Annotated in this window: 22 protein-coding genes; 12 read left to right on the forward strand and 10 right to left on the reverse strand. The window is 70.8% G+C overall.

Annotated features, from left to right (window positions below; genetic code table 11):
• Positions 1-630 precede the first annotated feature (630 nt).
• The 7 genes from E6R60_RS33475 to pstB all read left to right on the forward strand — a co-directional run bounded on the left by E6R60_RS33475 (position 631) and on the right by pstB (position 8823).
• A complete protein-coding gene (locus tag E6R60_RS33475; protein ID WP_136330516.1) occupies positions 631-2883 on the forward strand; it encodes an RNA degradosome polyphosphate kinase in 2253 nt (750 codons plus the stop codon).
• Positions 2849-3883, forward strand: coding sequence for a CHAD domain-containing protein (locus E6R60_RS33480; RefSeq protein ID WP_206309581.1), 1035 nt, complete (start codon positions 2849-2851; stop codon positions 3881-3883). The genes E6R60_RS33475 and E6R60_RS33480 overlap by 35 nt, the downstream gene beginning before the upstream one ends.
• Positions 3880-4308 carry an NUDIX hydrolase gene (locus tag E6R60_RS33485; RefSeq protein ID WP_136330481.1) on the forward strand — a complete coding sequence of 143 codons (429 nt, stop codon included), beginning with the start codon at positions 3880-3882 and terminating at the stop codon, positions 4306-4308. The genes E6R60_RS33480 and E6R60_RS33485 overlap by 4 nt, the downstream gene beginning before the upstream one ends.
• Before the next feature lie 335 nt (positions 4309-4643).
• Positions 4644-5780 (forward strand): phosphate ABC transporter substrate-binding protein PstS, encoded by a 1137-nt coding sequence (gene pstS / locus E6R60_RS33490; RefSeq protein WP_136330482.1) that lies wholly within the window; start codon positions 4644-4646, stop codon positions 5778-5780.
• 170 nt (positions 5781-5950) lie between these two features.
• A complete protein-coding gene (pstC, locus tag E6R60_RS33495) occupies positions 5951-6943 on the forward strand; it encodes a phosphate ABC transporter permease subunit PstC (RefSeq protein WP_136330483.1) in 993 nt (330 codons plus the stop codon).
• A complete protein-coding gene (gene pstA / locus E6R60_RS33500) occupies positions 6940-8022 on the forward strand; it encodes a phosphate ABC transporter permease PstA (protein WP_136330484.1) in 1083 nt (360 codons plus the stop codon). The genes pstC and pstA overlap by 4 nt, the downstream gene beginning before the upstream one ends.
• Before the next feature lie 24 nt (positions 8023-8046).
• A complete protein-coding gene (pstB, locus tag E6R60_RS33505; RefSeq protein ID WP_136330485.1) occupies positions 8047-8823 on the forward strand; it encodes a phosphate ABC transporter ATP-binding protein PstB in 777 nt (258 codons plus the stop codon).
• Positions 8824-8953: 130 nt separating this feature from the next.
• On the opposite strand, the gene E6R60_RS33510 is transcribed toward pstB, so the two are convergent.
• Both E6R60_RS33510 and E6R60_RS33515 read right to left on the reverse strand, forming a co-directional pair.
• Positions 8954-9952 carry an inorganic phosphate transporter gene (locus E6R60_RS33510; RefSeq protein WP_136330486.1) on the reverse strand — a complete coding sequence of 333 codons (999 nt, stop codon included), beginning with the start codon at positions 9950-9952 and terminating at the stop codon, positions 8954-8956.
• Positions 9953-9957: 5 nt separating this feature from the next.
• Positions 9958-10578 (reverse strand): DUF47 family protein, encoded by a 621-nt coding sequence (locus E6R60_RS33515; protein WP_136330487.1) that lies wholly within the window; start codon positions 10576-10578, stop codon positions 9958-9960.
• Positions 10579-10778: 200 nt separating this feature from the next.
• On the opposite strand from E6R60_RS33515, the gene E6R60_RS33520 reads away from it, so the two are divergent.
• Positions 10779-11174 carry a metal-sensitive transcriptional regulator gene (locus tag E6R60_RS33520; RefSeq protein WP_136330488.1) on the forward strand — a complete coding sequence of 132 codons (396 nt, stop codon included), beginning with the start codon at positions 10779-10781 and terminating at the stop codon, positions 11172-11174.
• A gap of 64 nt (positions 11175-11238) precedes the next feature.
• On the opposite strand, the gene E6R60_RS33525 is transcribed toward E6R60_RS33520, so the two are convergent.
• Positions 11239-11433, reverse strand: a complete 195-nt coding sequence (locus E6R60_RS33525; protein ID WP_136330489.1) for a hypothetical protein — start codon at positions 11431-11433, stop codon at positions 11239-11241.
• 151 nt (positions 11434-11584) lie between these two features.
• Positions 11585-12457 (reverse strand): hypothetical protein, encoded by an 873-nt coding sequence (locus E6R60_RS33530; protein ID WP_136330490.1) that lies wholly within the window; start codon positions 12455-12457, stop codon positions 11585-11587.
• Between the two features lie 131 nt (positions 12458-12588).
• Here E6R60_RS33530 and E6R60_RS33535 point away from each other — a divergent pair, with 131 nt between their 5' ends.
• Both E6R60_RS33535 and E6R60_RS33540 read left to right on the forward strand, forming a co-directional pair.
• On the forward strand, positions 12589-12777 hold the full coding sequence (locus E6R60_RS33535) for a hypothetical protein (protein WP_136330491.1): 189 nt from the start codon (positions 12589-12591) through the stop codon (positions 12775-12777).
• Between the two features lie 45 nt (positions 12778-12822).
• On the forward strand, positions 12823-14418 hold the full coding sequence (locus tag E6R60_RS33540; protein ID WP_136330492.1) for an FAD-binding oxidoreductase: 1596 nt from the start codon (positions 12823-12825) through the stop codon (positions 14416-14418).
• A 108-nt stretch (positions 14419-14526) separates the two neighbouring features.
• Here E6R60_RS33540 and E6R60_RS33550 read toward each other — a convergent pair whose 3' ends face one another.
• From E6R60_RS33550 to E6R60_RS33575, 5 genes are all read right to left on the reverse strand, one after another.
• Positions 14527-15258 (reverse strand): phosphatase PAP2 family protein, encoded by a 732-nt coding sequence (locus E6R60_RS33550; protein ID WP_136330494.1) that lies wholly within the window; start codon positions 15256-15258, stop codon positions 14527-14529.
• Between the two features lie 269 nt (positions 15259-15527).
• On the reverse strand, positions 15528-16520 hold the full coding sequence (locus E6R60_RS33555) for a bifunctional lytic transglycosylase/C40 family peptidase (protein ID WP_136330495.1): 993 nt from the start codon (positions 16518-16520) through the stop codon (positions 15528-15530).
• 650 nt (positions 16521-17170) lie between these two features.
• Positions 17171-19057, reverse strand: a complete 1887-nt coding sequence (locus E6R60_RS33565) for an alpha/beta hydrolase (RefSeq protein ID WP_136330496.1) — start codon at positions 19055-19057, stop codon at positions 17171-17173.
• On the reverse strand, positions 19054-19455 hold the full coding sequence (locus E6R60_RS33570) for a hypothetical protein (protein ID WP_240802791.1): 402 nt from the start codon (positions 19453-19455) through the stop codon (positions 19054-19056). The genes E6R60_RS33565 and E6R60_RS33570 overlap by 4 nt, the downstream gene beginning before the upstream one ends.
• Before the next feature lie 157 nt (positions 19456-19612).
• Entirely contained in the window at positions 19613-19873 is a 261-nt protein-coding gene (locus tag E6R60_RS33575; protein ID WP_136330497.1) for a hypothetical protein, read from the reverse strand.
• An 18-nt stretch (positions 19874-19891) separates the two neighbouring features.
• On the opposite strand from E6R60_RS33575, the gene E6R60_RS33580 reads away from it, so the two are divergent.
• The gene (locus E6R60_RS33580) at positions 19892-21106 is read left to right on the forward strand and encodes a low temperature requirement protein A (protein WP_136330498.1); all 1215 of its coding nucleotides are present in this window, start codon (positions 19892-19894) and stop codon (positions 21104-21106) included.
• A gap of 31 nt (positions 21107-21137) precedes the next feature.
• Here E6R60_RS33580 and E6R60_RS33585 read toward each other — a convergent pair whose 3' ends face one another.
• Positions 21138-22301, reverse strand: a complete 1164-nt coding sequence (locus E6R60_RS33585; protein WP_136330499.1) for a hypothetical protein — start codon at positions 22299-22301, stop codon at positions 21138-21140.
• Positions 22302-22655: 354 nt separating this feature from the next.
• Here E6R60_RS33585 and E6R60_RS33590 point away from each other — a divergent pair, with 354 nt between their 5' ends.
• Positions 22656-23426, forward strand: a complete 771-nt coding sequence (locus tag E6R60_RS33590) for a DUF4232 domain-containing protein (RefSeq protein WP_136330500.1) — start codon at positions 22656-22658, stop codon at positions 23424-23426.
• Positions 23427-23606 lie beyond the last annotated feature (180 nt).

The following is a 23606-nucleotide window of genomic DNA, read 5'->3' on the forward strand; positions in this document are numbered from 1 at the left end:
ACTCTCCTGGCCATGAGCCTCACCGCTCTCGTCCTGGGCACGGTCCTGCTCGGGTTCGGCCACCGCCGCTACACGCTCTGGCCGGCCACCCGCCTCCACGGCAAGGGCCTCCCGCCGCGCGACGCCTGGCACATCGCCTCGGGCATGCTCACCCCCTCCGGCAAGGAGATCTACCGGCAGGACTGCTGGGACGCCGGCCACTACTCCCCCGAGGACCTCTCCCGCTGCATGCGGGGCCGGGGCGGGGTCACCGACTTCACGGACTACCAACCCCGCCTCCCACTTCTGGCCCCTCCAGCTCGTCGAGACCGGCATCCTCCTCGTCCTCGCCGCGGCGGCCGTCGCCCTCGCCTTCCGCGTCCTGCGCCGCCGCCACGCCTGACCGCGCGGACGTCACACGGCCGTGCCCGGGCCGGAACCGCATCCCGGGCACGGCCACCCGCTTCCTGCATGTCATGTCGCCGTTACCGGGCATTCAGACGGCCTTGCGACCCTCTCAGGATGCAGCCAGCTGTGCCGACCCCCCGCAACGGGAGAATTCCCGGCGGAGAGCGCGCCGACCACGCGCTCTCCGTGATCTCATCCCCCTCCGACGCGCCCCCGGAGCATTCCACGCGGAAGAATGGGCCCATGAGCCAGCAGCCCAGCTCCGAGGTCCCGGTCCAGCCCACCGCCCAGCCGTCCGTCGGCTCCCTCGCCGCGCACCGGCCGCACGCCGTCGCCAAGCCGTCGTCCTCCCACGCCCTGTCCACCGCGGCCGACCTGGACCCGGACATCGACGCCGATCCCGACGCGTACGAACCCGATGCCGACGGGGACGAGCTGCCGCAGGGCCGTTTCCTCGACCGGGAACGCAGTTGGCTCGCGTTCAACGAACGCGTTCTGGAACTGGCCGAGGATCCGGCGACCCCGCTCCTCGAACGGGCTAATTTCCTCGCCATCTTCGCCTCGAACCTGGACGAGTTCTTCATGGTCCGGGTGGCCGGCCTCAAGCGCCGGATCGCGACCGGGGTCGCCACCCGGTCCGCCTCCGGCCTCCAGCCCCGCGAGGTCCTCGATCTGATCTGGACCCGGTCGCGCGAGCTCATGGCCCGGCACGCCGCCTGCTACCAGCAGGACGTCGCCCCCGCCCTGTCCGACGAGGGCATCCAGCTGATCCGCTGGCCGGACCTGACCGAGAAGGAGCAGGCCCGGCTGTTCACCTTCTTCCGTCAGCGCGTCTTCCCCGTGCTGACGCCGCTGGCCGTGGACCCCGCGCACCCCTTCCCGTACATCTCCGGCCTCTCGCTCAACCTCGCCGTCGTCGTACGCAACCCGGTCAGCGGCCACCGCCACTTCGCCCGGGTCAAGGTGCCGCCGCTGCTGACCCGCTTCCTGGAGGCCTCGCCGCAGCGCTACGTCCCCATCGAGGACGTCATCGCCGCCCATCTGGAGGAGCTGTTCCCGGGCATGGAGGTGCTGGCGCACCACATGTTCCGGGTCACCAGGAACGAGGACCTGGAGGTCGAGGAGGACGACACCGAGAATCTCCTCAAGGCCCTGGAGAAGGAGCTCATGCGGCGGCGCTTCGGCCCGCCGGTGCGCCTGGAGGTCGAGGAGTCCATCGACCCGTACGTGCTGGACCTGCTGGTCCGCGAGCTGAAGGTGTCCGACGCCGAGGTCTACCCGCTGCCCGGGCCGCTCGACCTCACCGGCCTGTTCGGCATAGCGTCGCTCGACCGGCCCGAGCTGAAGTACCCCAAGTTCATCGCCGGCACGCACCGCGACCTCGCCGAGGTCGAGTCCGCCTCGGCGCCCGACATCTTCGCCGCCCTGCGCGAACGCGACGTGCTGCTGCACCACCCGTACGACTCCTTCTCCACCTCCGTCCAGGCCTTCCTGGAGCAGGCGGCCGGCGACCCGGACGTCCTCGCGATCAAGCAGACGCTGTACCGGACCTCGGGCGACTCCCCGATAGTGGACGCCCTGATCGACGCCGCCGAGTCCGGCAAGCAGGTCCTCGTACTCGTCGAGATCAAGGCCCGCTTCGACGAGCAGGCCAACATCAAGTGGGCGCGGAAGCTGGAGGAGGCGGGCTGCCACGTCGTCTACGGGCTCGTCGGCCTGAAGACGCACTGCAAGCTCTCGCTCGTCGTCCGGCAGGAGGGCGACACGCTGCGCCGCTACTCGCACGTCGGCACGGGCAACTACCACCCCAAGACGGCCCGGCTGTACGAGGACCTCGGCCTGCTCACCGCCGACCCGCAGGTCGGCGCGGACCTCTCCGACCTCTTCAACCGGCTCTCCGGCTACTCGCGCCGCGAGACCTACCGCCGCCTGCTCGTCGCCCCGAAGTCGCTGCGCGACGGACTGATCGCCCGGATCGACAAGGAGATCGCGCACCAGCGGGCCGGCCGCCCCGCCTACGTACGCATCAAGGTCAACTCGATGGTCGACGAAGCGATCATCGACGCCTGCTACCGGGCCGCGCAGGCGGGCGTCCCCGTCGACATCTGGGTCCGCGGCATCTGCGCGATCCGCCCCGGCGTCACCGGCCTCTCCGAGAACGTCCGGGTCCGCTCGATCCTCGGCCGCTTCCTCGAACACTCCCGGGTCTTCTCGTTCGGCAACGGCGGCGAGCCCGAAGTCTGGTTCGGCAGCGCCGACATGATGCACCGCAACCTCGACCGCCGGATCGAGGCCCTGGTCCGGGTCACCGACCCCGCGCACCGGGCCGCGCTCAGCCGGCTGCTGGAGACCGGCATGGCCGACACCACCGCCTCCTGGCACCTGGGCCCCGACGGGAACTGGACCCGGCACGCCACGGACGCGGAGGGCCGGCCGCTGCGCCACGTACAGGAAATGCTCATTGACGCCCGGAGGCGCCGGCGTGCGACGCCCTGACCACCAGACACAGGCGGACGTGACCGCGGGAACGGTGCTCGCACCGTATCTGCGCACCCAGGCCGCGGACTTCTTGCGCAGCCTGCGTCTGCACCGCGAGAACAGTGCCCCCAGCGACGCCGGACCCCAGGCCGCCGAACAGGCCGCCCGGGCGCTGCGCCGCTCGTCCCGCCGCATCAGCGGCACCCTGCACACCTTCCGGGCCGCGCTCGACCCGCTCTGGGCCGAGCAGCTGCGCACCGAACTGGCCTGGCTCTCCGGCACGCTCGCCCGCGAGCACGCGTACGCGGAACGGCTGACCCGGCTCCTCGAAGCGCTGCACGGGCTGTCGGGGGCGCCGCCCCTGCCGACGGCCCGTGCGGGGTCCGGCGCCACCGCCGCCGGCGGCGTCGCCGTCGTCGACAAGGAGCGGGCCGTCCTCGGCGTCGGCGCCGCGCGCGCCGGCGCACTCCTGGAACGGCAGCTGACCCTCGCCCGCACCCGCGCCCACTCGGCGGCGCTCCAGGCGCTGGGCTCCTCACGTTTCCACGCGGTCGCCGACGCCGTCGCGCTGCTAGCCTCCGAGGTCCCGCTCTCCGCCGCGGCCGCCGCACCCGCCGGTGAAATGCTCCACGAGCCCGCAGACCGGGCGGAACAACGGCTGCTCGGGGCCGTCGCCGCACTCCCCTCCGACGAGACGGCCGAGCCGTACAACGAGGCGCAGGACGCACCCTGGCACCAGACCCGGCTGCTGCTGCGCCTGCACCGGTACGCGCAGGAGGTGCTGCGCGGCGCCCCCGATCCGGTCCTGGCCGGCCCCGGTCACGCGCTCGATCTGCACCGGGACGCGGCGGAGGCGGCCACGGCGGCCTCCGCGGCCGCCCGCACGCCCCGCATCGCGCCGACGACGGCCTACGCGCTGGGGGTGCTCCACGCCGACCAGCGCCACGAGGTGGAGGCGGCCCGGTCGGTGTTCCGGGAGAGCTGGCCCTACGCGACGGCGGCGGCGGTCCGGCCATGACCGGGAGGGCGGGCGGCACCGTGCGGGCGGCGGGCTGCGTCCTGTGGCGCCGCCCGCCCGCGTCCGACGGCGGGGGCGTGGAGCTCTGTCTCGTCCACCGCCCGCGCTATGACGACTGGTCGTTCCCCAAGGGCAAGCTGAAGCGCGGCGAGTCCCCGCGGGACGCGGCCCTGCGCGAGGTGCTGGAGGAGACGGGCCACCACTGCGTCCCGGGCGCCGTGCTGCCCATGGCCCGGTACGTCGCGAACGGCCGGCCGAAAGAAGTCACGTACTGGACCGCCGAGGCCACGGCGGGCGCCTTCGTGCCGAACAACGAGGTGGACGACGTGCTGTGGCTCCGTCCGGAAGCCGCCCGCGCCCGCCTGACCCAGCCCCGCGACCGCGACCTGCTGGACGCGGCCCTGCGGGTCCTGCCGCGCGCTTAGCCGGACCCGGGTGCCCCGAGGCGGGCGCTCACGGGGCCCGCCCGAAACCGGGCGGGCGCTCACGGAAACCCCCGCCCGGGACCGGGCGGGGGTTTCCGTCCTCAAGCGCCCCGACGGGCTGGAATGGCCCGCGAGGCCCCGGAACCAGGCCGCCCGACACGGTTCACCTTCCGTTCACTCACCCCCGCAGGCCACTTCACCTGTTCTGCCTAATTTCGGCAGTACACGGTGCGAGGCACACACCGCACCGGCCACGACTTCCGCACCACCCACCACCTCGCACGCCGTCGTAGAGCGAAAACCACCGCGGCGGCTCCTGGAAGGAACACCCGAAAGTGAAGCTTCAGCGCAAGAACCGGCTTCGTGCCACCGCGCTCGGTGCCCTCGCCGTCTCCGGCGCCCTGGTCCTCACGGCGTGCGGTTCGGACAACAACAGCGGCAGCGACACCGGCGGGAACGGCGGCCAGACGAAGGCCGCGTCGAACGTCAAGTGCGACGGCGCCAAGGGCCAGCTGCGGGCCTCCGGCTCCAGCGCCCAGAAGAACGCCATGGACCTCTGGGTCAAGGAGTACATGGCCGCCTGCTCCGGCGTGGAGATCAACTACAACTCCTCCTCGTCCGGCGAGGGCATCGTCGCCTTCAACCAGGGCACCGTCGGCTTCGCCGGCTCCGACTCGGCGCTGAAGCCCGAAGAGGTCGCCGACTCGAAGAAGATCTGCAAGACCGGCCAGGGCATCAACCTCCCGATGGTCGGCGGCCCGATCGCGGTCGGCTTCCACCTCGACGGTGTCGACAGCCTGACGCTGGACGCCCCCACCCTCGCCAAGATCTTCGACACGAAGATCAAGAAGTGGAACGACGAGGCGATCGCCAAGCTCAACCCGGGCGCCAAGCTCCCGGACAAGGCGATCCAGCCCTTCCACCGCTCCGAGGACTCGGGCACCACCCAGAACCTCGGCAAGTACCTCAGCGCCGCGGCCCCGGGCGACTGGAAGTACGAGCCCGAGAAGAAGTGGCCGGCCCCCGGCGGCCAGGGCGCGACCGGCTCGTCCGGCGTCGCCACCCAGGTCAAGCAGGTCGACGGCTCGATCGGCTACTTCGAGCTCTCGTACGCCGCCTCGCAGAAGATCACCACGGTCGACATCAACACCGGTGGCGCCGCCCCGGTCAAGGCCTCCTCGGAGAACGCCTCCAAGGCCATCGCCGCCGCCAAGGTCAAGGGCACCGGCAAGGACCTGGCGCTCAGCCTCGACTACACCACCAAGGCCGAGGGCGCGTACCCGCTGGTCCTGGTGACGTACGAGGTCGTCTGCGACACCGGCAACAAGGCCGACACCCTCGGCACCGTGAAGTCCTTCCTGAGCTACACCGCCTCCGCGGACGGCCAGAAGCTCCTCACCGAGGCCGGCTACGCCCCGATCCCCGACGCGATCAACGCCAAGGTCCGCGAGACCGTCGCCGGCCTCTCGTAACACCCGGCACGACGCGACAGGCGGTCCCGGTCCGACGCACCCCTCCGGACCGGCCCGCCACTCCGGAGGCTGTCGGGCGGCCCCGACCGGGCCGCCCGACACCTCTCAGACCCATCCGGTGCACCGCCGCCAGGGGAGCCCTCCGCTCCCCCACACAGACCGGAAAGACCATGGCTTCCACCACACAGACAGAAATTCCACCGGCCCCGCCGGGCGGGCGCACCCGCGCCAAGTCCACCGGCCGCGCCGGTGACACGATCTTCCTGGGCCTGTCCCGCGGCTCGGGCATCCTGCTGCTCGTGCTCATGGCGTCGATCGCCGTGTTCCTCAGCTACCGCGCCGCGATCGCCATCTCCGGGGACGAAGGCAACTTCCTCACCACCTTCGACTGGAACCCGGCGGGCGACCCGCCCGTCTTCGGCATCGCCGTCCTGCTCTTCGGGACCGTCGTCAGCTCGATCATCGCGATGGTCATCGCGGTTCCGATCGCTGTCGGCATCGCCCTGTTCATCTCGCACTACGCGCCGCGCAGGCTCGCCGGCGCGATCGCGTACGTCATCGACCTGCTCGCCGCGGTGCCCAGCATCGTCTACGGCATCTGGGGCGCGCTCGTCCTCGTGCCGTACCTCGAGGGCCTGAACCTCTGGCTCGACCAGTTCTTCGGCTGGACGTACCTCTTCGAGAAGACCGAGATCGGCGTCGCCCGCTCGCTCTTCACCGTCGGCATCCTGCTGGCGATCATGATCCTGCCGATCGTGACCAGCGTCAGCCGCGAGGTCTTCCTCCAGGTCCCGAAGATGAACGAGGAGGCCGCGCTCGCGCTCGGCGCCACCCGCTGGGAGGTCATCCGCCTCTCGGTCCTGCCGTTCGGCCGCTCCGGCGTGATCTCCGCGTCGATGCTGGGCCTGGGCCGCGCGCTCGGCGAGACGATGGCCGTCGCCACGGTCCTGTCGCCGAGCTTCCTGATCTCGCTGCACGTGCTCAACCCGGGCGGCGGGACGTTCGCCCAGAACATCGCCGCGAAGTTCGGCGAGGCCGACGCGTTCGGGCGCGACGCCCTGATCGCCTCCGGCCTGGTCCTCTTCGTCCTCACCCTGCTGGTCAACGGCGCCGCGCGGCTCATCATCGCCCGCCGCAAGGAGTACTCGGGGGCCAACGCATGAGCCACGCAACCACCAGCGTCCAGGACCGCCCGGCGCCCGCACCGACCGCGCCGGCCACCGGCCTCAGCAGCCGGTCCCTGCCGCGCCTGGCCCCGCTCGGCTTCGCCGCCCTCGCGATCGCCCTCGGCGTCGGCATCGGCGCGGCGGCCGGCTGGCACAGCCGCGTCCAGTGGGGCCTGCTGTCCGCGCTGCTCTTCCTGACGATCTCGTACGTCGCGACCAGCGTCGTGGAGAACAAGCGCCAGGCCAAGGACCGCCTCGCCACCAGCCTCGTCTGGGTCTGCTTCCTGGTCGCGGTCGTCCCGCTCGCCTCCCTGCTCTGGACGACGGTCAGCCGGGGCTCGGAACGCCTCGACGGCTACTTCCTCACCCACTCGATGGCCGGCGTCCTCGGCCCCGAGGCCAGCGGCGGCGTCTACCACGCCCTGATCGGCACCCTGGAGCAGGTCGGCATCGCCACGCTGATCTCCGCCCCGCTCGGCCTGCTCACCGCGGTCTACCTGGTGGAGTACGGCAAGGGCGCGCTCGCCAAGGCCGTCACCTTCTTCGTCGACGTGATGACCGGCATCCCGTCCATCGTCGCCGGTCTCTTCATCCTCTCGATCATGCTGATCGCGGGACTGGAGCCGTCCGGCCTGATGGGCGCCCTGGCCCTGACGATCCTGATGCTCCCGGTCGTGGTCCGCTCCACCGAGGAGATGCTGAAGCTCGTACCGAACGAGCTCCGCGAGGCCTCCCTCGCCCTCGGCATCCCGAAGTGGCGCACCATCCTGAAGGTGGTCCTGCCGACCGCGATCGGCGGGATCGCGACCGGCGTCATGCTCGCCATCGCGCGCATCGCGGGCGAGACCGCACCGATCATCCTGCTGGTCTTCGGCAGTCAGCTGATCAACCCGAACCCCTTCGAAGGCGCCCAGTCGTCACTGCCGTTCTACATCTACGAGCAGTACAAGATCGGCGAGGCCGCGTCCTACGACCGCGCCTGGGCAGCGGCCCTGGTCCTGATCGCCTTCGTCATGATCCTCAATCTGGTGGCCCGCGGCATCGCCCGCTGGAAGGCCCCGAAGACCGGCCGCTAGGTCCGGCGGAAAGCAGTGATTCAGATGGCCAAGCGCATCGACATCAGCGGCCTGTCGGCCTTCTACGGCAGCCACAAGGCGATCGACGACATCTCCATGACCGTGGAGCCCCGCTCCGTGACGGCCTTCATCGGCCCGTCCGGCTGCGGCAAGTCCACCTTCCTGCGCACCCTGAACCGGATGCACGAGGTCACCCCCGGCGGCCGCGTCGAGGGCAAGGTGCTGCTGGACGAGGAGGACCTGTACGGGTCGAACGTCGACCCGGTCACCGTGCGCCGCACGGTCGGCATGGTCTTCCAGCGCCCGAACCCGTTCCCCACCATGTCGATCTTCGACAACGTCGCGGCGGGCCTGCGCCTGAACGGCTCGTACCGCAAGAGCGCACTCGGCGACATCGTGGAGAAGTCGCTGCGCGGCGCGAACCTCTGGAACGAGGTCAAGGACCGGCTGAACAAGCCCGGCTCCGGCCTCTCCGGCGGTCAGCAGCAGCGCCTGTGCATCGCCCGCGCCATCGCGGTCGAGCCCCAGGTCCTGCTGATGGACGAGCCGTGCTCCGCCCTCGACCCGATCTCCACCCTCGCCATCGAGGACCTGATCGGCGAGCTGAAGGAGCGCTTCACGATCGTCATCGTGACGCACAACATGCAGCAGGCGGCCCGGGTCTCGGACCGTACGGCGTTCTTCAACCTCGCGGCGGTCGGCAAGCCCGGCAAGCTCATCGAGATCGACGAGACGGAACGGATCTTCTCCAACCCCTCGGTCCAGGCCACGGAGGACTACATCTCCGGCCGCTTCGGCTGATCCCCAGACGGCCTTGAGGTGCTGCATGGCGGTGCCACCGCAAGGCGAAGGGTCCGCCCCGCTCTCCGTGAGGAGGGCGGGGCGGACCCGTTCGTACGGCTTCCGGGGCGGGCGGACCCCTGCGGAGCGGTCAGCCGAAGATCAGCTCGACGACCCCGTAGCTCGCGGCAGCGACGAGCGCCGCCGCCGGCATCGTGATGAACCACCCCAGGATGATGTTCTTCGCGACACCCCAGCGCACCGCGTTCACCCGCTTCGTGGCGCCGACACCCATGATCGCCGAGGTGATGACGTGCGTCGTCGAGATCGGCGCGTGGAACAGGAACGCCGAACCGAACATGATCGAGGCCCCCGTCGTCTCCGCGGCGAAGCCCTGCGGCGGGTCCAGCTCGATGATCTTGCGGCCGAGCGTACGCATGATGCGCCAGCCACCGGCGTACGTGCCCAGCGACAGCATCAGCGCGCAGACGAGCTTGACCCAGACCGGGATCGGGTCGCTGTAGGTCTCGTGGCCGGAGATGACCAGGGCCATCACCACGATGCCCATCGTCTTCTGCGCGTCCTGCAGACCGTGGCCGAGGGCCATGCCCGCGGCCGAGACCGTCTGCGCGATGCGGAAACCGCGCTTGGCCTTGTGCGGGTTGGACTTCCGGAACATCCACATGATGGCGACCATCACCAGATAGCCGGCCACCAGGCCGATCACCGGCGAGATGAACATCGGGATGACGACCTTGTCGAGCACCCCTCTCCAGTGCACCAGCGTCCCGCCGGCCAGCGCCGCGCCGACCATCCCGCCAAACAGGGCGTGGGAGGACGACGACGGCAGGCCGAAGTACCAGGTGACGAGGTTCCAGATGATCGCGCCGACCAGCGCGGCGAAGAGGATTCCCATCCCCTTGTCGCCCGTGGGCGTCGCGATCAGTCCCTCGCTGACGGTCTTGGCGACCCCGCTGCCGAGGAACGCGCCCGCGAGGTTCATCACCGCCGCCATGGCCAGGGCCGCCCGCGGCGTGAGCGCCCGGGTGGAGACCGAGGTGGCGATGGCGTTCGCCGAGTCGTGGAAGCCGTTCGTGTACGTGAAGCCGAGCGCGACGCCGATGGTCACGATCAGTACAAAGGTGTCCACGTGGTTCAGGACTCCTTGACCGCGATGGTCTCCACCGTGTTCGCGACGTGCTCGAACGCGTCCGCAGCCTCTTCCAGCACGTCCACGATCTGCTTCAGCTTCAGCACCTCCATGGCGTCGTACTTGCCGTTGAAGAGCTGGGCGAGCAGCTTGCGGTGGATCTGGTCGGCCTGGTTCTCCAGGCGGTTGACCTCGATCCAGTACTCGGTGAGGTTGTCCATGGTCCGCAGGTTCGGCATGGCGGCGGCCGTCAGTTCAGCCGCCCGCGCCAGCACCTCGACCTGCTGCTCGACACCCTTGGGGAGCTCCTCGACCTGGTACAGAACGACCAGGTCGACGGCCTCCTCCATGAAGTCCATGATGTCGTCGAGCGACGAGGCCAGGTTGTAGATGTCCTCGCGGTCGAACGGCGTGATGAAGGAGGAGTTCAGCTGGTGGAAGATCGCGTGGGTGGCATCGTCCCCCGCGTGCTCCGCTGCCCGCATGCGCTCCGCGATCTCGACTCGGGAGGCAGAATCCGCCCCGAGCAGTTCCATGAGGAGCTTCGAGCCCGTGACGATGTTGTCCGCGGAGGCGGAGAACATGTCGTAGAAGCTCGTCTCCCTGGGGGTCAGACGAAAGCGCACGTGGGGTCCTCGGGGTGCTTTGGATTCGGTCAGGCTGATGCTAGGCGCATCATCCGGCCACGGCTAACCGGCGTTCTTCAGTGTCGCGCATCAGGCACAGTGATCAGCACGGGGCCCCGGTCACGTTTCAGCAGAATTCGTTAGGATATACCCACCAGGGGTATGTAAACGGCAGGGTAAAGGAAAAACGGGAGGCAGCAATGACCACTACCGAGGCCACCGAGGCGGACCGGGCGCCCGACGCGGCGGGCGAGGCGGGCACCGCCGGCGCCGCGGCTCCCGCCGAAGCGCTCGTGACCGACCACGACCGCGGGATACACGGCTACCACCATCAGAAGGCCGAGCACCTCAAGCGCCTGCGCCGCATCGAGGGCCAGATCCGGGGCCTGCAGCGCATGGTCGACGAGGACGTCTACTGCATCGACATACTCACCCAGGTCTCGGCGTCCACCAAGGCGCTCCAGTCCTTCGCGCTCCAGCTGCTCGAGGAACACCTGCGCCACTGCGTCGCCGACGCCGCGGTCAAGGGCGGCGACGAGGTCGACGCGAAGGTCGAGGAGGCCACCAAGGCCATCGCCCGCCTGCTGCGCACCTGATCAGAAGCAGTGCGGTGCCACGCCCCTCAGAGCCGGCCCGGTTTCACGGCCGCCGCCCGCCCCGTCATCCCCGGTGCCCCGCCTGCCGGGGGACGGTGGTGCGCTCGGTGATCACCTTCACGCACAGCACCTCGTCGATGCGGTCCACGCTGAGCCGCTCCCCGACGGCCGCCGACGCCGCGATCATCAGCTCTCCGCAGAGCTCGATCTCGGCGAGGGCCACATGGTCCGATACGGTCCGCGGGCTGAGCGCCACCACGTCACTCACCTCTCACTGCCGTCGCCGACTTCCCAGGGTAGGGATCCCGGCACACACCGCGCATGGCACGGACGGACCATTTCGCCGCCCCTCAGATGCCTAGTGCCACAACCGGCGACAGGCGTGACGGGCCACGAGGCCCGTGGGGCGGTCACTCCCGCCGCCCCTGGTCGATCTTCCCCGTGTAGAGGTCGCGCGCGTCCGGCAGCGGCACGGAGACCGCCACCCCGAATCCGTACAGCAGCGTCGTCGACACCACCTCCCGCACCTGCCCCTCGTTGGCGAAGCTGAACCGGTGGCGCACCTTGCGCAGCCGGCCCCGCTCGTCCAGATACGCGTCGAACGGCACCGTGTGCGTACGGAACCCCTTCGCCGCCGCCGTCAGCGCACCCCGGGAACCGGCCGGGGCCCGGCGCGCGGCCCGGCCGATGTCCGCGACCCCCCGGTAGTGCCGCACGGTGACCCCGGCGAGATCGGTCTCCCCCACGTACGTCACCGCACGCGCGCCGCCCAGCAGTTCGGCCGCGGCCATCGGGTCGGTGACCCCGCCGGTCACCAGGTTGCCGTCCGCCAGCGCCGTCGTGTCGATCCTGACCCACTTGTCGGCGGGCACTCCGGCACCGCGGTTCATCATGTAGAGCGCACCCGGGGCCAGGATCTCCGTGATCGGCCGGTGCTCGTCCTCGCCGGTCGCGTCCTGCGGCAGCACGACCTTGAGCCGGCCCGACCGGGTGCGGAAGTCGTACGTCCCCTTGCCCCTGATCGTCACGCGCGTGCCACCGGCCGCCGTCTCCATCGACGTCACCACCTCGGCGCTGCCGGCCTCGGCCCCCCTGCCGGCGAGGACCGCCGCGCTCCGCCGCACCGCTTCGACGCCCGCGGCACCGGACCGCTCGTCGGCCACCGCACCGTCCCCGCTCCCACCGCCCCCGGCGCATCCGGCGGCCGCGACCATCACGCCCATCACGGCGAGGGCGCAGACAGCGCGCGTCCCGCCTCCGGACCTGTGCTGCTGCACCACCATCGCCTGCCAACCCCCAACGCCGACCGCCTGCCCGAGCCCCCACCCGTTCCGCATAACGACGGCCCCTGCCGCTCGTCACGCCGCCCGCACACCCCTCACCGCCGGACGGCCCTGCCCAGTACCGTGGACGCGTGTACGACCAACACACCGCAGAGGTCCCGCCGGCCGTTCCACCGGCACGGCCCGCCCATGAAGCAACCACCGTCGAACGCGGTTCGTTCTGCACCGCCCGCTGCAGCTGCGGCTGGTCGGGACCGGCCCGCCGCTCCCGCGACCGGGCCCGCACGGACGCCGCGGACCACCGCGCGGCCACGGCCTGACCACCGGCCCTCCACCCTCACCCCCGCCCCCACCCCGGAGGTCCGATGACCCTGCCGAACCGGCGCACCGTCCTGACCGCGGGCGCCGCAGCCGTCCTCACCGGCGCCACCGCCACCGCCTGCGACGACACGGGTCAGGGCGCTCCGGGCCCCGGCCCGTCCCCGGCCACCCCGACGGCCGCGACCGGCTCCCCGGCCACGCCCTCGAAGGCCTCGCCGAGCGTTCCGGCGGACTGGACCGCCCTCGGCAGGAGCCTCGCCGGTTCCCTCGTACGCCCCGACGACGCCGCCTACCCGACCGCCCGTCAGCTCTACAACACCCGCTACGACGACCAGAAACCGGCCGCGGTCGCCTACGTCCGGCACGCGGCGGACATCCGCGAGTGCCTGGCGTTCGCCCGCCACAGCTCCATACCCGTCGCCATCCGCAGCGGCGGGCACTCCTACGGCGGATGGTCGAGCGGCACCGGACGGCTGGTCGTTGACGTCTCGTCAATGGACCGTGTGGAGCGCGACGGCACGATCGGCGCGGGCGCCCGGCTCCTCGGCGTCTACACGGGCCTCGCCGCGCACGGCCTTACGATCCCCGGCGGCTCCTGCCCGACGGTCGGCATCTCCGGCCTCACCCTGGGCGGCGGCCACGGTGTCGCCTCGCGCGCGTACGGCCTGACGTGCGACAGCCTCACGGGCGCGACGCTCGTCACCGCCGACGGCAGGACCCTCACCGCGGACGCCACCCACCACCCGGACCTGTTCTGGGCGCTGCGCGGCGCGGGCAACGGCAACTTCGGCGTCGTCACCGAACTCCGCTTCCGCACGCGGCCCGCCCCGCAGACGGTCTCCGCGTACATGTCCTGGCCATGGTCCCGCGCCCGGGCCGTCCTGACGGCCTGGCAGGAATGGGGCCCCGACCAGCCGGACGAGATCTGGTCCGCCGCGCACGTCGCGGCGGGACCGGGCGGCGCGAACCCGACGGTGTCGGTGTCGGCGTTCAGCCTCGGCACGTACGGCGACCTGCAGAACGCCGTCGACCGCCTCGCCGACCGGATCGGCGCCTCCGCGACCTCCGTCGCGCTGCGCCGCCGCAGCTACCAGGAGGCGATGCTCGTGTACGCGGGCTGCTCGGGCATCACGAACGCCCAGTGCCACCTGCCCGGGACCACACCGGGCCGCGATCCCCAGGGTTCGCTCCAGCGCGAGACGTACGCGGCGGCCTCCGACTTCTACGACCGCTCCCTGTCCCCGGCGGGCATCCAGGCCCTGCTCGACCGGGCCGAGGCGTTCACCCGGCTCGGCGGGGACCAGGGCGGCGGGGGCTCGATCGCCCTCACCGCGCTGGGCGGCGCGGTCAACCGGGTCGGCCCCGAGGCCACCGCGTTCGTCCACCGCGGTGCCCGGATGCTCGCCCAGTACATCGGCGCCTGGCGCCCGGGCACGGCCGGCACCGCTCAGCAGAACTGGCTGAAAGTCACCCATGCCACGCTCCGCCGTTACGCGTCGGGGGCGGCCTACCAGAACTACGCGGACCCGTCCCTGACGGACTGGCGCACGGCCTACTACGGTCCGGCCGCCGCCCGCCTGGCCGAGGTGAAGAAGCGGTACGACCCGGAGGGCTTCTTCTCGTACGCGCAGTCACTGTGACCGACCCGGTCCCACGCGCAGGGCCAGACCCGGGGTCCGCCAGGCCCCGGGGGCCGGGCTCCCGGGCCGCCAGCGCCCTGCCCGGCCGCGCCTCCGGCCCGCCGGACCCTACGCGGCCAGGCCCTTCTCGCCGTCCGAGCCGCCGCCCGAACCGGGGCGCGGCTCGGGGATGCCGAGCGCCTCGCCCCTGTCCCCGGCTTTCGCCACCACCGCACTGCGTGACCGGACCAGCCGGCCCAGCCGCCCCGACCGCGAGACGGCGCCCATCAGGGGCGTCAGCAGCATCATCGCGAGCGGCGCGAGCAACAGCGCGGCGGCGGTGCCGAGCGCGAAACCGCCGATGACGTCGGTCGGGTAGTGCACGCCCATGTAGATCCGGCAGAACCCCTCCAGCAGGGCGAGCCCAATGGCCGCGATGCCGAACTTCCGGTTCGCCACGAAGAGTCCGACGCCCAGCGCCATCGCCATGGTGGCGTGGTCGCTGACGAAGGAGAAGTCGTTCTTCCCGTCCACCAGGACGTCCAGCCCCTGGTGGTCCTTGAACGGCCGCGGCCGTTCCACGAATTCGCGGATCGGGATGTTGACGAGCAGGGCGATCCCGGCCGCCAGCGGCGCCCAGACGATCCCGGCGACAGCGCTCACCGAGTCCTCGGGTGTGCCGCGCCTGCGGCTGCTCCACCAGCACCACAGGACCACCAGGACCATGCCGAGCATGATCCCGTACTCACCGACGAACTCCATGACCCGGTCGAACCAGGTGGGAGCGGACTTCGCGAGCCCGTTGATGTCGTAGAGCAGGCTGACATCGGGGTTCGACCCATCCAGTGCGAGTCCAGCCATCTGCCGCGGCCCCTTGCCTTGTCTGCTGCTGCGGCACACGCCCATGTGCGCCGCTATGACGAACCCCCGTGTTCGGTTCGATCACTCACGTACGGAGGGGCGACGCCAGGTCAGTGCTTGCGGGCCCCGGTCCAACCAGAGAACGACGCGTCCCGTGCGTACGTTCCACTCTCCACCGAATGATCACCATGACGTTATCGAAGAGTGACTCATCGTCGCAGCTCAGGGCCCAGGCTTCACAGAGAGTTCCGGCCACCGACGCCCTCGGGTCAGGCCGCCGGCCGTGCGGTCGGAAGGGCCGCGGCACCGTCCTTGGTGACGCGTGTCGCACCGAAGTAGTCGGGCGTGTCGATCTTGTCGAACCGGATGACGGCACCGGTGTACGGAGCGTTGATCATGTACCCGCCCCCCACGTACAGGCCGACGTGGTGGATCGCCCGCGAGTTGCTCAGGTCGTCGGAGAAGAACACCAGGTCCCCGGGGAGCAGTTCGTCCCGCGAGGGGTGCGGCCCGGCGTTGTACTGATCGTTCGCCACACGCGGCAGCTCGATGTCGACGGTCCGGTACGCGGCCTGGGTCAGCCCCGAACAGTCGAACCGGCCGCCCTGCTCCGGGGTTCCGTTGCCGCCCCACAGGTACTTCGTCCCCAGCTTCTTCTGGGCGAAGTAGATGGCGCCCGCGGCCTGCTGCGAGGGCTGCACCCGCCCGACGGGCCGGGCGAAGCTCTTCTCCAGGGACCGGATGATCTTGACGTAGTTCTGCGTCTCGGAGATGGCGGGGACCCCGCCGGCCTTGATGACCCGGTAGGCACCCGCGTTGTAGGCGGCCAGCATGTTGTCGGTCGGATCGCCGGGGACCTTCTTCACGTACCCGGCGAGCTCGCAGTCGTACGAGGCGGCGGACGGGATCGCGTCGGCGGGATCCCAGACGTCCCGGTCCCCGTCCTTGTCCCCGTCGACCCCGTGCGTGGCCCAGGTGCCCGGGATGAACTGCGCGATCCCCTGAGCGGCGGCCGCGCTCTGCGCCCGCGGATTCCAGCCGCTCTCCTGATAGAGCTGGGCGGCGAGGAGGGCGGGGTTGATGGCCGGGCAGAGGTTGCCCCACTTCTGCACGAGCGGCTGGTACTTGGCCGGCACGGCCCCCTTGGCCAACGCCACGGCCCCACCCCCACCGCCGACGAGGCCGGCGGCGGCGGAGTACGTACCGACGACGAGCAGCGCCACGAAGAGCATGGCGAACCCGACGCCGATCCCACCTGCCATCCAGTATTTCCGCACCCCTCAACCATCCCCCATCGGGCAGGGGTTCATGGGTGTTTTCGACGGTGTGTACGAGTCATCGGGGTCACTGATGCGCCATCAGGACGCGCCGGCGGACCAGAAGTCGGAGTGGACGTTGGGGGTTGGCACCGGCCCGCTCGTATGCTCGGTCCCACCAGTCTGCGACGTTGGCGTTGACACCGGGGACTCCTCAACACAAGGCGTAGCGACCTCGAAGAAGGCCTGCCCGCCCCCGCCGATGAGGAGCCTAACCCGGAATCCATCTGGCGTCTCGAAATAGGTTGCCGGACTCGCTGGATTCGAATTAACCCCGATCTGACGAAAGCCAAGCCTTTCCCATCCTCGCTCAACAACCCCAAGAAAGTTCCCTCTGCGACTCTCTGAAATCACAGTGACTACTGCGCGCCTGCGAGACACGTCACAGGATCCCTCTGTCGACTCACCGTGCACCCATTGAACCGACGGCTTGATACTTGAAAAGGTCTCGTCCAGAATGCGGTCAGCTCGGTCTGCCGCTTCCTGCATATTCATGTCGCCTCGACCCCCGGCGTTTCGATTGACTTGTGAATCAGACACCGAAGCGCAGCCCGAAATTAGGAGCGCGGCGATCGGCACAGCCATGATGCGAGTTTTCACCTGGGTTGCTCCCGTTCAATCTCTCCCGACTTCCCGGCCACGATTCGGGCAATATTATCGGCGGACATTTGATCCTTAGCCGGATCAAAGTAATTCGAGTGCGCCTCAGTTGCACTGTGACCTCGCTCCAATAGCCGGGGTCCATCACTCACGGCGAATCGGTTGGCGCCGAAATCCCGATGCGCTGGATCGGTACCGAACCAGACATCACTTTCCTCGGACTGGGCATCCTGGGCAGCATATCCAGCCGCACCACCGACAACACCTCCTGCCGCTCCTCCGACAACTGCACCCAGGGGCCCGGCGCTCATACCCAGCACAAAGCCTGCTGACGCGCCTCCTGCCACCCCCGTACCCAAACCACTCGCTTCCCTACTGTTAGGCAACTTGGTCACTGGATCATTATCGGCAGCGCCCACAAATACGTGTTGCTTTCCAACGCCGAGCTCCTCCGCCGAGCGGGCACCCGTGCCCGGACTGCCGACCAAAACGACGTCGTCTGCTCCAGGAATCCCACCCTGCTGTTGAGCCGCCAGGCCAACGGTCAACGAGCCGTACGAGTGTCCGATGGCAGTCACATGCGGATCACCATGCTGATTCGTCGCAGAGATGCCTGCCATAAATCTGTTGTAGGCTCCTGCCCCCGCTCTGGCATTAGATTCACCCATGACATCAAAGTTCCCCAGTGGGGCATCGCTGGGCGCTTGAGGAGCATCGTAGCCAAGCCAGACGATGGAAGCTGTCGAAGAATTCGGGTCCATCTCCCTAGCGCCGATCGCAGTATCGCGAGCCCTCTTAAGGTCGTTCTTCGCGAAATCCGCATCCAACGACGTATTCAACCCCGGCACATAAGCCGCAACATTCCGCGCCGTATCCGGATTCCCGTAAGAAACGATCGCGCGGCCATTCCCCTCATCGCCGATGCCAAGCAAATACATCGGCGGCTGGCGCCCCGCCTGCAGCTGCCGGTCGATCTCCCGCAGCCCCGCCAACTGCGTCTCCGACCGCTCGTCGTCCCGCCCCTCCAGCTTGCCGATCAGCAACTGCAGGTTGTCCCGGTTCGCCGTGTCGCGGATCAGGGCCGGGATGCCGTCCAGGTTGCCGATCTGGTCCGGGTACACCGCGAGGTACTCCTCGCGCTGTTCGTCCGTCAGACCCGCCCACCACTCCGCACGCGCCGCCGGACTCGCGTCGTACGGGATGCCCGACTTCAGGTAGCCGCCGGCCACGTCCCGGACCACCGCCGCGTCCCCCGCCGCGTCCGTCCACGTCCGGTCCGGGACCTTCAGGCCCTCCTCGGCCTTCAGCTTCCGCAGGATGCGGGCGAACCGCCAGTCGATCTCGCCCGCCGTCCGCACCGCCTTCGCGACCCGGTCCGCGATGTCCTGAGCCCTGGCCGCGTGCGGGTTCGGAGCCACGAACCCCGAGGGCGGCAGCAGCCCCGGCGCTCCGTTCGCCGACGCCGTCCCGCCCGGCAACGGCTTCCCGCCGATCAGGCCCTCCCCCGCCTCCGGATACGTCACCGACCCGTCCGCGTGCACCGTGAACCTCAGTGCCTGCGCGTCGTCCAGCGCCTCCCGCAACGCCCGTTGCTGGGCTTTCATCTCGTGCGCGAGGCTGTTCAGCGTCGTGCGGACCAGGCCGCACTCCGTGTACACGTACTGAAGGTTCAAACTCAGCTGCCGCAGCCTGCGCACCGCCGCGTCCGCCGCCGCCCCCTGCTGGGTGTCGCGCAAACCGTTCAGCAGTTGCTTCTCGATCCGGTCCCGCCCGGCGTCGGCCCGGTTGCTCGCCCTGCCCCAGCCGTCGGCCGCGCCCTCCAGTTCGGCGCACTTCAGGTCCCGTAACTGGGCCCAGGTGAGCCCTGAGGTCCCCGTCGTCATCGCTCGACCCCCCGCGTCCGCCGCGCCACGGGGGCGAACGACGACTTGACGGTCTCGTCGGTCTCGCCCTGGGCCCGGGCGACCGCCCGAAGGCTGCCGGCCAGCGACCCGCACTCATGACGCGCGGTCTCGAAGCGCCGCTCCCACGACTCGCGTACGGAACCGAGCTCGGCCAGTGCGCTCAGTCCGGCGGTCCCCGCCATCAGCCCCTCATGCGCGGTCGCCAGCTCCGTCCTCACCGGACCGAGGTGCGCCCCCATCCCCTCCGCGCCGCCGGCGGCCCGCAGCCATGCCCCGTCGCTGTGCCTCAGCTGATCCCCGCCCACGGGGCCGCCCCCGCCCGCCTGACCGCCCCCGCCACCCGCCAGATCGCTCAGCCTCTGCCGCACACCGTTCACCGCTCGCCCCGTTCCTTGATCGTGGAGCGGCACTGTGCCAAACCCGGCGGCCCCGACACGCCGCGCGCCCGGACGCCGGGAGACGGCCGGCCCCCGTTCCCCGGGCCCCCCAACGCATCGCGCCCCGGCGGAGATCACCCGAACGGTGGACCGGGCGCTACGCCCCGTACGTCCTCGGCTCCACCGCCGCGAGCCGGCCCGGCGCATCGGCCGCGCGGGCCTCCGCCAGGGTGCCGTCCTCGGGGACCCACCGGTCGATGTACGCCGCCGGACCGTCCTCCTCCGCGTATCGCGGGTGCACCACCGTCCGCTCCGGATCGCGGAAGGCCGTGCCGGCCCGGCTCGGTTCCGCCCCCGAGCGGGTGAGCAGATCCGGCCGGTCACGCAGCCCGCCCGCCTCCCGCCGTGACCGGAACACCGGGAAGAATGCGCCCCTATGAGCAACTCGCACCCCTCCCCCGCCTCCTGGTACCGGCCCATGGTCGCCCGCCCGCCCGGCGAGCGGCACCGCACCGCGACCATGCTGGAGCTGTTCTTCGACCTCTGCTTCGTCACGGCCGTGGCCCAGGCGGCGACGGCGTTCGAGCACGAACTCGCGGAGGGGCGCATCGGCCACGGCGTCCTCGGCTACGCGATGGTGTTCTTCGCGATCTGGTGGGCGTGGATGAACTTCACCTGGTTCGCCTCCGCCTACGACACCGACGACGTGCCGTACCGGCTGCTCACCCTCGTCCAGATCACCGGTGCCCTGGTCCTCGCCGCCGGTGCGCCGGAGGCGCTGTCGCACGAGGACTTCACGGTCATCACCTGGGGCTACGTGATCATGCGGCTCGCGATGGTCACCCAGTGGCTGCGCGCCGCCCGGTCCGACCCCGACAGGCGCGCCACCTGCCTGCGCTACGCCGTGGGAATCCTCGTCGTGCAGGTCGGCTGGGTGGTACGCCTGGCGCTCCCCGACGACACCCGGCTCCTCACCTTCGCCGTGCTGGTCCTGGCCGAGCTCGCCGTCCCCGCCTGGGCGGAGCACACGGCCACCACCACCTGGCACCCGCACCACATCGCCGAGCGGTACGGCCTGTTCACCCTGATCGTGCTGGGCGAGTCCATCACCGCCGCCACCGGAGCCGTGCACGCCGCACTCGCGTCCCACGCGCCGCTCGGTGACTTCGCCTCCCTCGTCGTCGGCGGCATCCTGACCGTCTTCGCCCTGTGGTGGCTCTACTTCGCACGGAACGCGAGCGTGCACGACCAGCTCACCTCCCTGCGCACGGCACTGCTGTGGGGGTACGGCCACTATCTGGTCTTCGCCTCCGCGGCGGCCGTCGGCGCCGGTCTCGCCGTCAACGTGGCCCACGCGACCGGCCACGGACACCTTTCCGACCGGGCCGCGGCGGCGGCCTACACCATTCCGGTCGCCGTCTTCGTGACCCTCGTATGGCTGCTGCACCACCGCACCGGCGGTCTGCGCACGGCGGCCGACGTCCTGCATCCGGTCGCGGTCCTCGCCGTCCTGGCCGCCACGTTCGCTCCCTCCCCGGTCCTGTTCACGGGCGTCATCACCGCGCTCCTCATCGCCGCGACGCTGACCTTGTCGGCGCGCAGCGCGGCAGCCGGGGACGCGGAAGGGGACGCGGAGGAAGAAGACGCGTAGGGCGGGGCCGGCCGGGCGCCCACCGCGCCCCTCAGCCTGTTGTGCGGGCCGCGGCCGGTGACTGGCCCGGCAGCACGATCCCCCGGGCCTGGGCGGCCTTGCCCGGGCGCAGGGTCCACGGCACGGGAGAGGTCTCGGCCAGCCAGCCCTCGGCGAGGATTCCGCCCACGACCACGCCGCGCAGCGAGCGCGACAGCTTCTTCCAGCCCAGCCCCTTGCACAGCTGCCCGTACGACGGCCCATGTCCGTGCTCCGCGCGGAAGGCCACGGTGAACTCGGCCGCCTCCCGGCCGCAGTCCGGGTGCGCGTCCCGCCACGCCTCGTAGTCACCCGCCGCGGCCCGCGGCGCGGGGACGGGTGAGGGCGCGGACATGAACGCCTTGGTGATCCGCCCGAAGGCGCACCGGCACGACGCGCACTGCTCCACGGCCTCCACGTGCCGCAGCAGGGCCGGGCTGATGCCGGACTTCCACTCCGCCCACTGGGCCGGGGTGATGTCCACGAGTTCCGTCGCGGCCGCCGCCTCGCGCGCCACCCTGCGCTCCGCCTCCTCCGCGGCGCGTGCCGCGACCTCCTCCGGCGTACGGAACATGCCGGCGAGGTGCCGCACCGCCGGGCCGAGCCGGTACGTCCGGCCGGAGACCTCCGCCAGGAACCCCTTCTCGAGGAGGACGGGCACGGCTGGGTAGCAGGCGACGGGCAGCTCGTCGGGCGCCTCGCCGACGAGTTCGTCCGTGCAGTACGCCGCCAGGAACAGCGCGGCGAGCCGTGCGGCGGGCGAGGTCTTCTTCACCGGCTTGGCGAGGCGCGTCCGCATGGCCCATCCGGAGACCTTCGACCGTGCGGCCTTGCCGAGGGGCAGCGCGTGCCGCGGCCCCGGCGCCATATCTGGCACGATGATCCCGGCCGGCTTGTCCGGGTCACCGTCGAGCAGCGAGCCGGGCACCTGCCATCCGGCGGCGACCAGCTCGGCGACGGCCTGCTCCGGATCGTCCAGCCGCAGCGACCGCAGGTCCGTGCCGGTCAGGTTCCCGGTCCCGGCCCGCGCGGCCCGGATCGCGACCACGACGGCGAGGAGCTGCGCGTCGACGGAGGTGAGCGGCAGGCCGGCCACGTACGAGAGGAGCTCGCGCGCCGCCTCCCCCTGGCGTGGCGTCAGCAGAAAGGGCTGGGGCGCGGCGGGCAGAGGCGGCACAGCGGCGGTCTCGGCCGAAAAGGCAGGCTTGGGCACATCACATCTAACGGTGATCACACCACGGAAGTCACGCGTGACGTGGAGCACAAACCCGGGGGCCGGTGCACGCCTCGGCGGCGTACCCACCGCCCCCCTTCCGGGCCGGGCCGGAACACTCACGCCGGGCGGCCCCCTCCGACGAGGCGAACACCCCTCCCGGGCGCGTCAGCGGGACGACAGGCGGGCGTTAGCAGAACATGAGCGGCGGGCGAGAAGCTTCCTATGTCAGCAGGTCAGGAGGGGGAGCGGTTCGCCGCAAGTTCCGGACCACGGCTGCATGACCACACTCCACCGCCACACACTCGGGGAATTCACATGCGTACGATCCACTCCCGCAAGCGCACCGCCACGCTCGGCGCCGCCGTCACCGCCGTCCTCGCTCTCGCCCTCACCGCCTGCGGCGGGGACGACGGCGGCACGAAGTCGGCCGGCCCGGCGGACAGCGCCGCGAAGACCACCGCCTCGGCGGGCGCCTCGCAGTCCACCGGCTCGGACACGACCACGGACGGCGCGACGACCGCCGCCGCCTCGAAGAAGGTCACGTCCCAGACGGGCGCGTCCAAGACCGGCACCGCGAAGACCACCGGCGGCACCAAGTCTACCGGCGGCAACACCAGCGACAGCTACGCCTACAAGCACCCCTGCACGAGCGACAACCTGTCGGTGCGGGTGTACCCCCGTGAGGGCTCGGCCACCCAGCAGGTGATCGAGGTCAACAACACGGGCGCGAACTCCTGCGGCCTGAGCTACTTCCCCCGGGTCAGCCTGGGCAGCGCGAGCGCCAAGGACCACAGCGGCGACATCACCCCCCTGGTCCCGGGTGGCCTCGGCGGCGCCCCCGCGTACCCGGTCAAGCCGAAGACCGCCGCCATCGCGGTGATCGACCTCAACCCGGGCGGCGGAAACGGCGTGACCTGGATCAACGAGCTGAACGTCCTGGCCGACGGCGACCACATGCCCAACGCCGAGCAGCTCAACTTCCCCCTCGGCCCCGACGTGAAGGTCGGCGAGCCGAAGCTGGGCCTCTACAGCGCCACGATCGCCGACGCGGTGGCCTCCATGAAGCAGGCCGACTCCAAGTCCTGACCCGCGGCGCGCCCCAGTGGATCGGCGCACGCCCCCCGAAGTCCCCCCGAAAGCCTCCTGACGGCCGCAACCCCCGTCAGGAGGCTTTCGGGGTTCCCGTGGCCGCTCCCGTAGGGGAGTCGCCCCCTTCGCTCTCACCTTCGCGATCGCTTTGCAGGGCCGGCCCAGATGATCTCCTAC

This window comes from Streptomyces sp. A0642 (genome assembly GCF_004795105.1).
Taxonomy (GTDB): Bacteria; Actinomycetota; Actinomycetes; order Streptomycetales; family Streptomycetaceae; genus Streptomyces.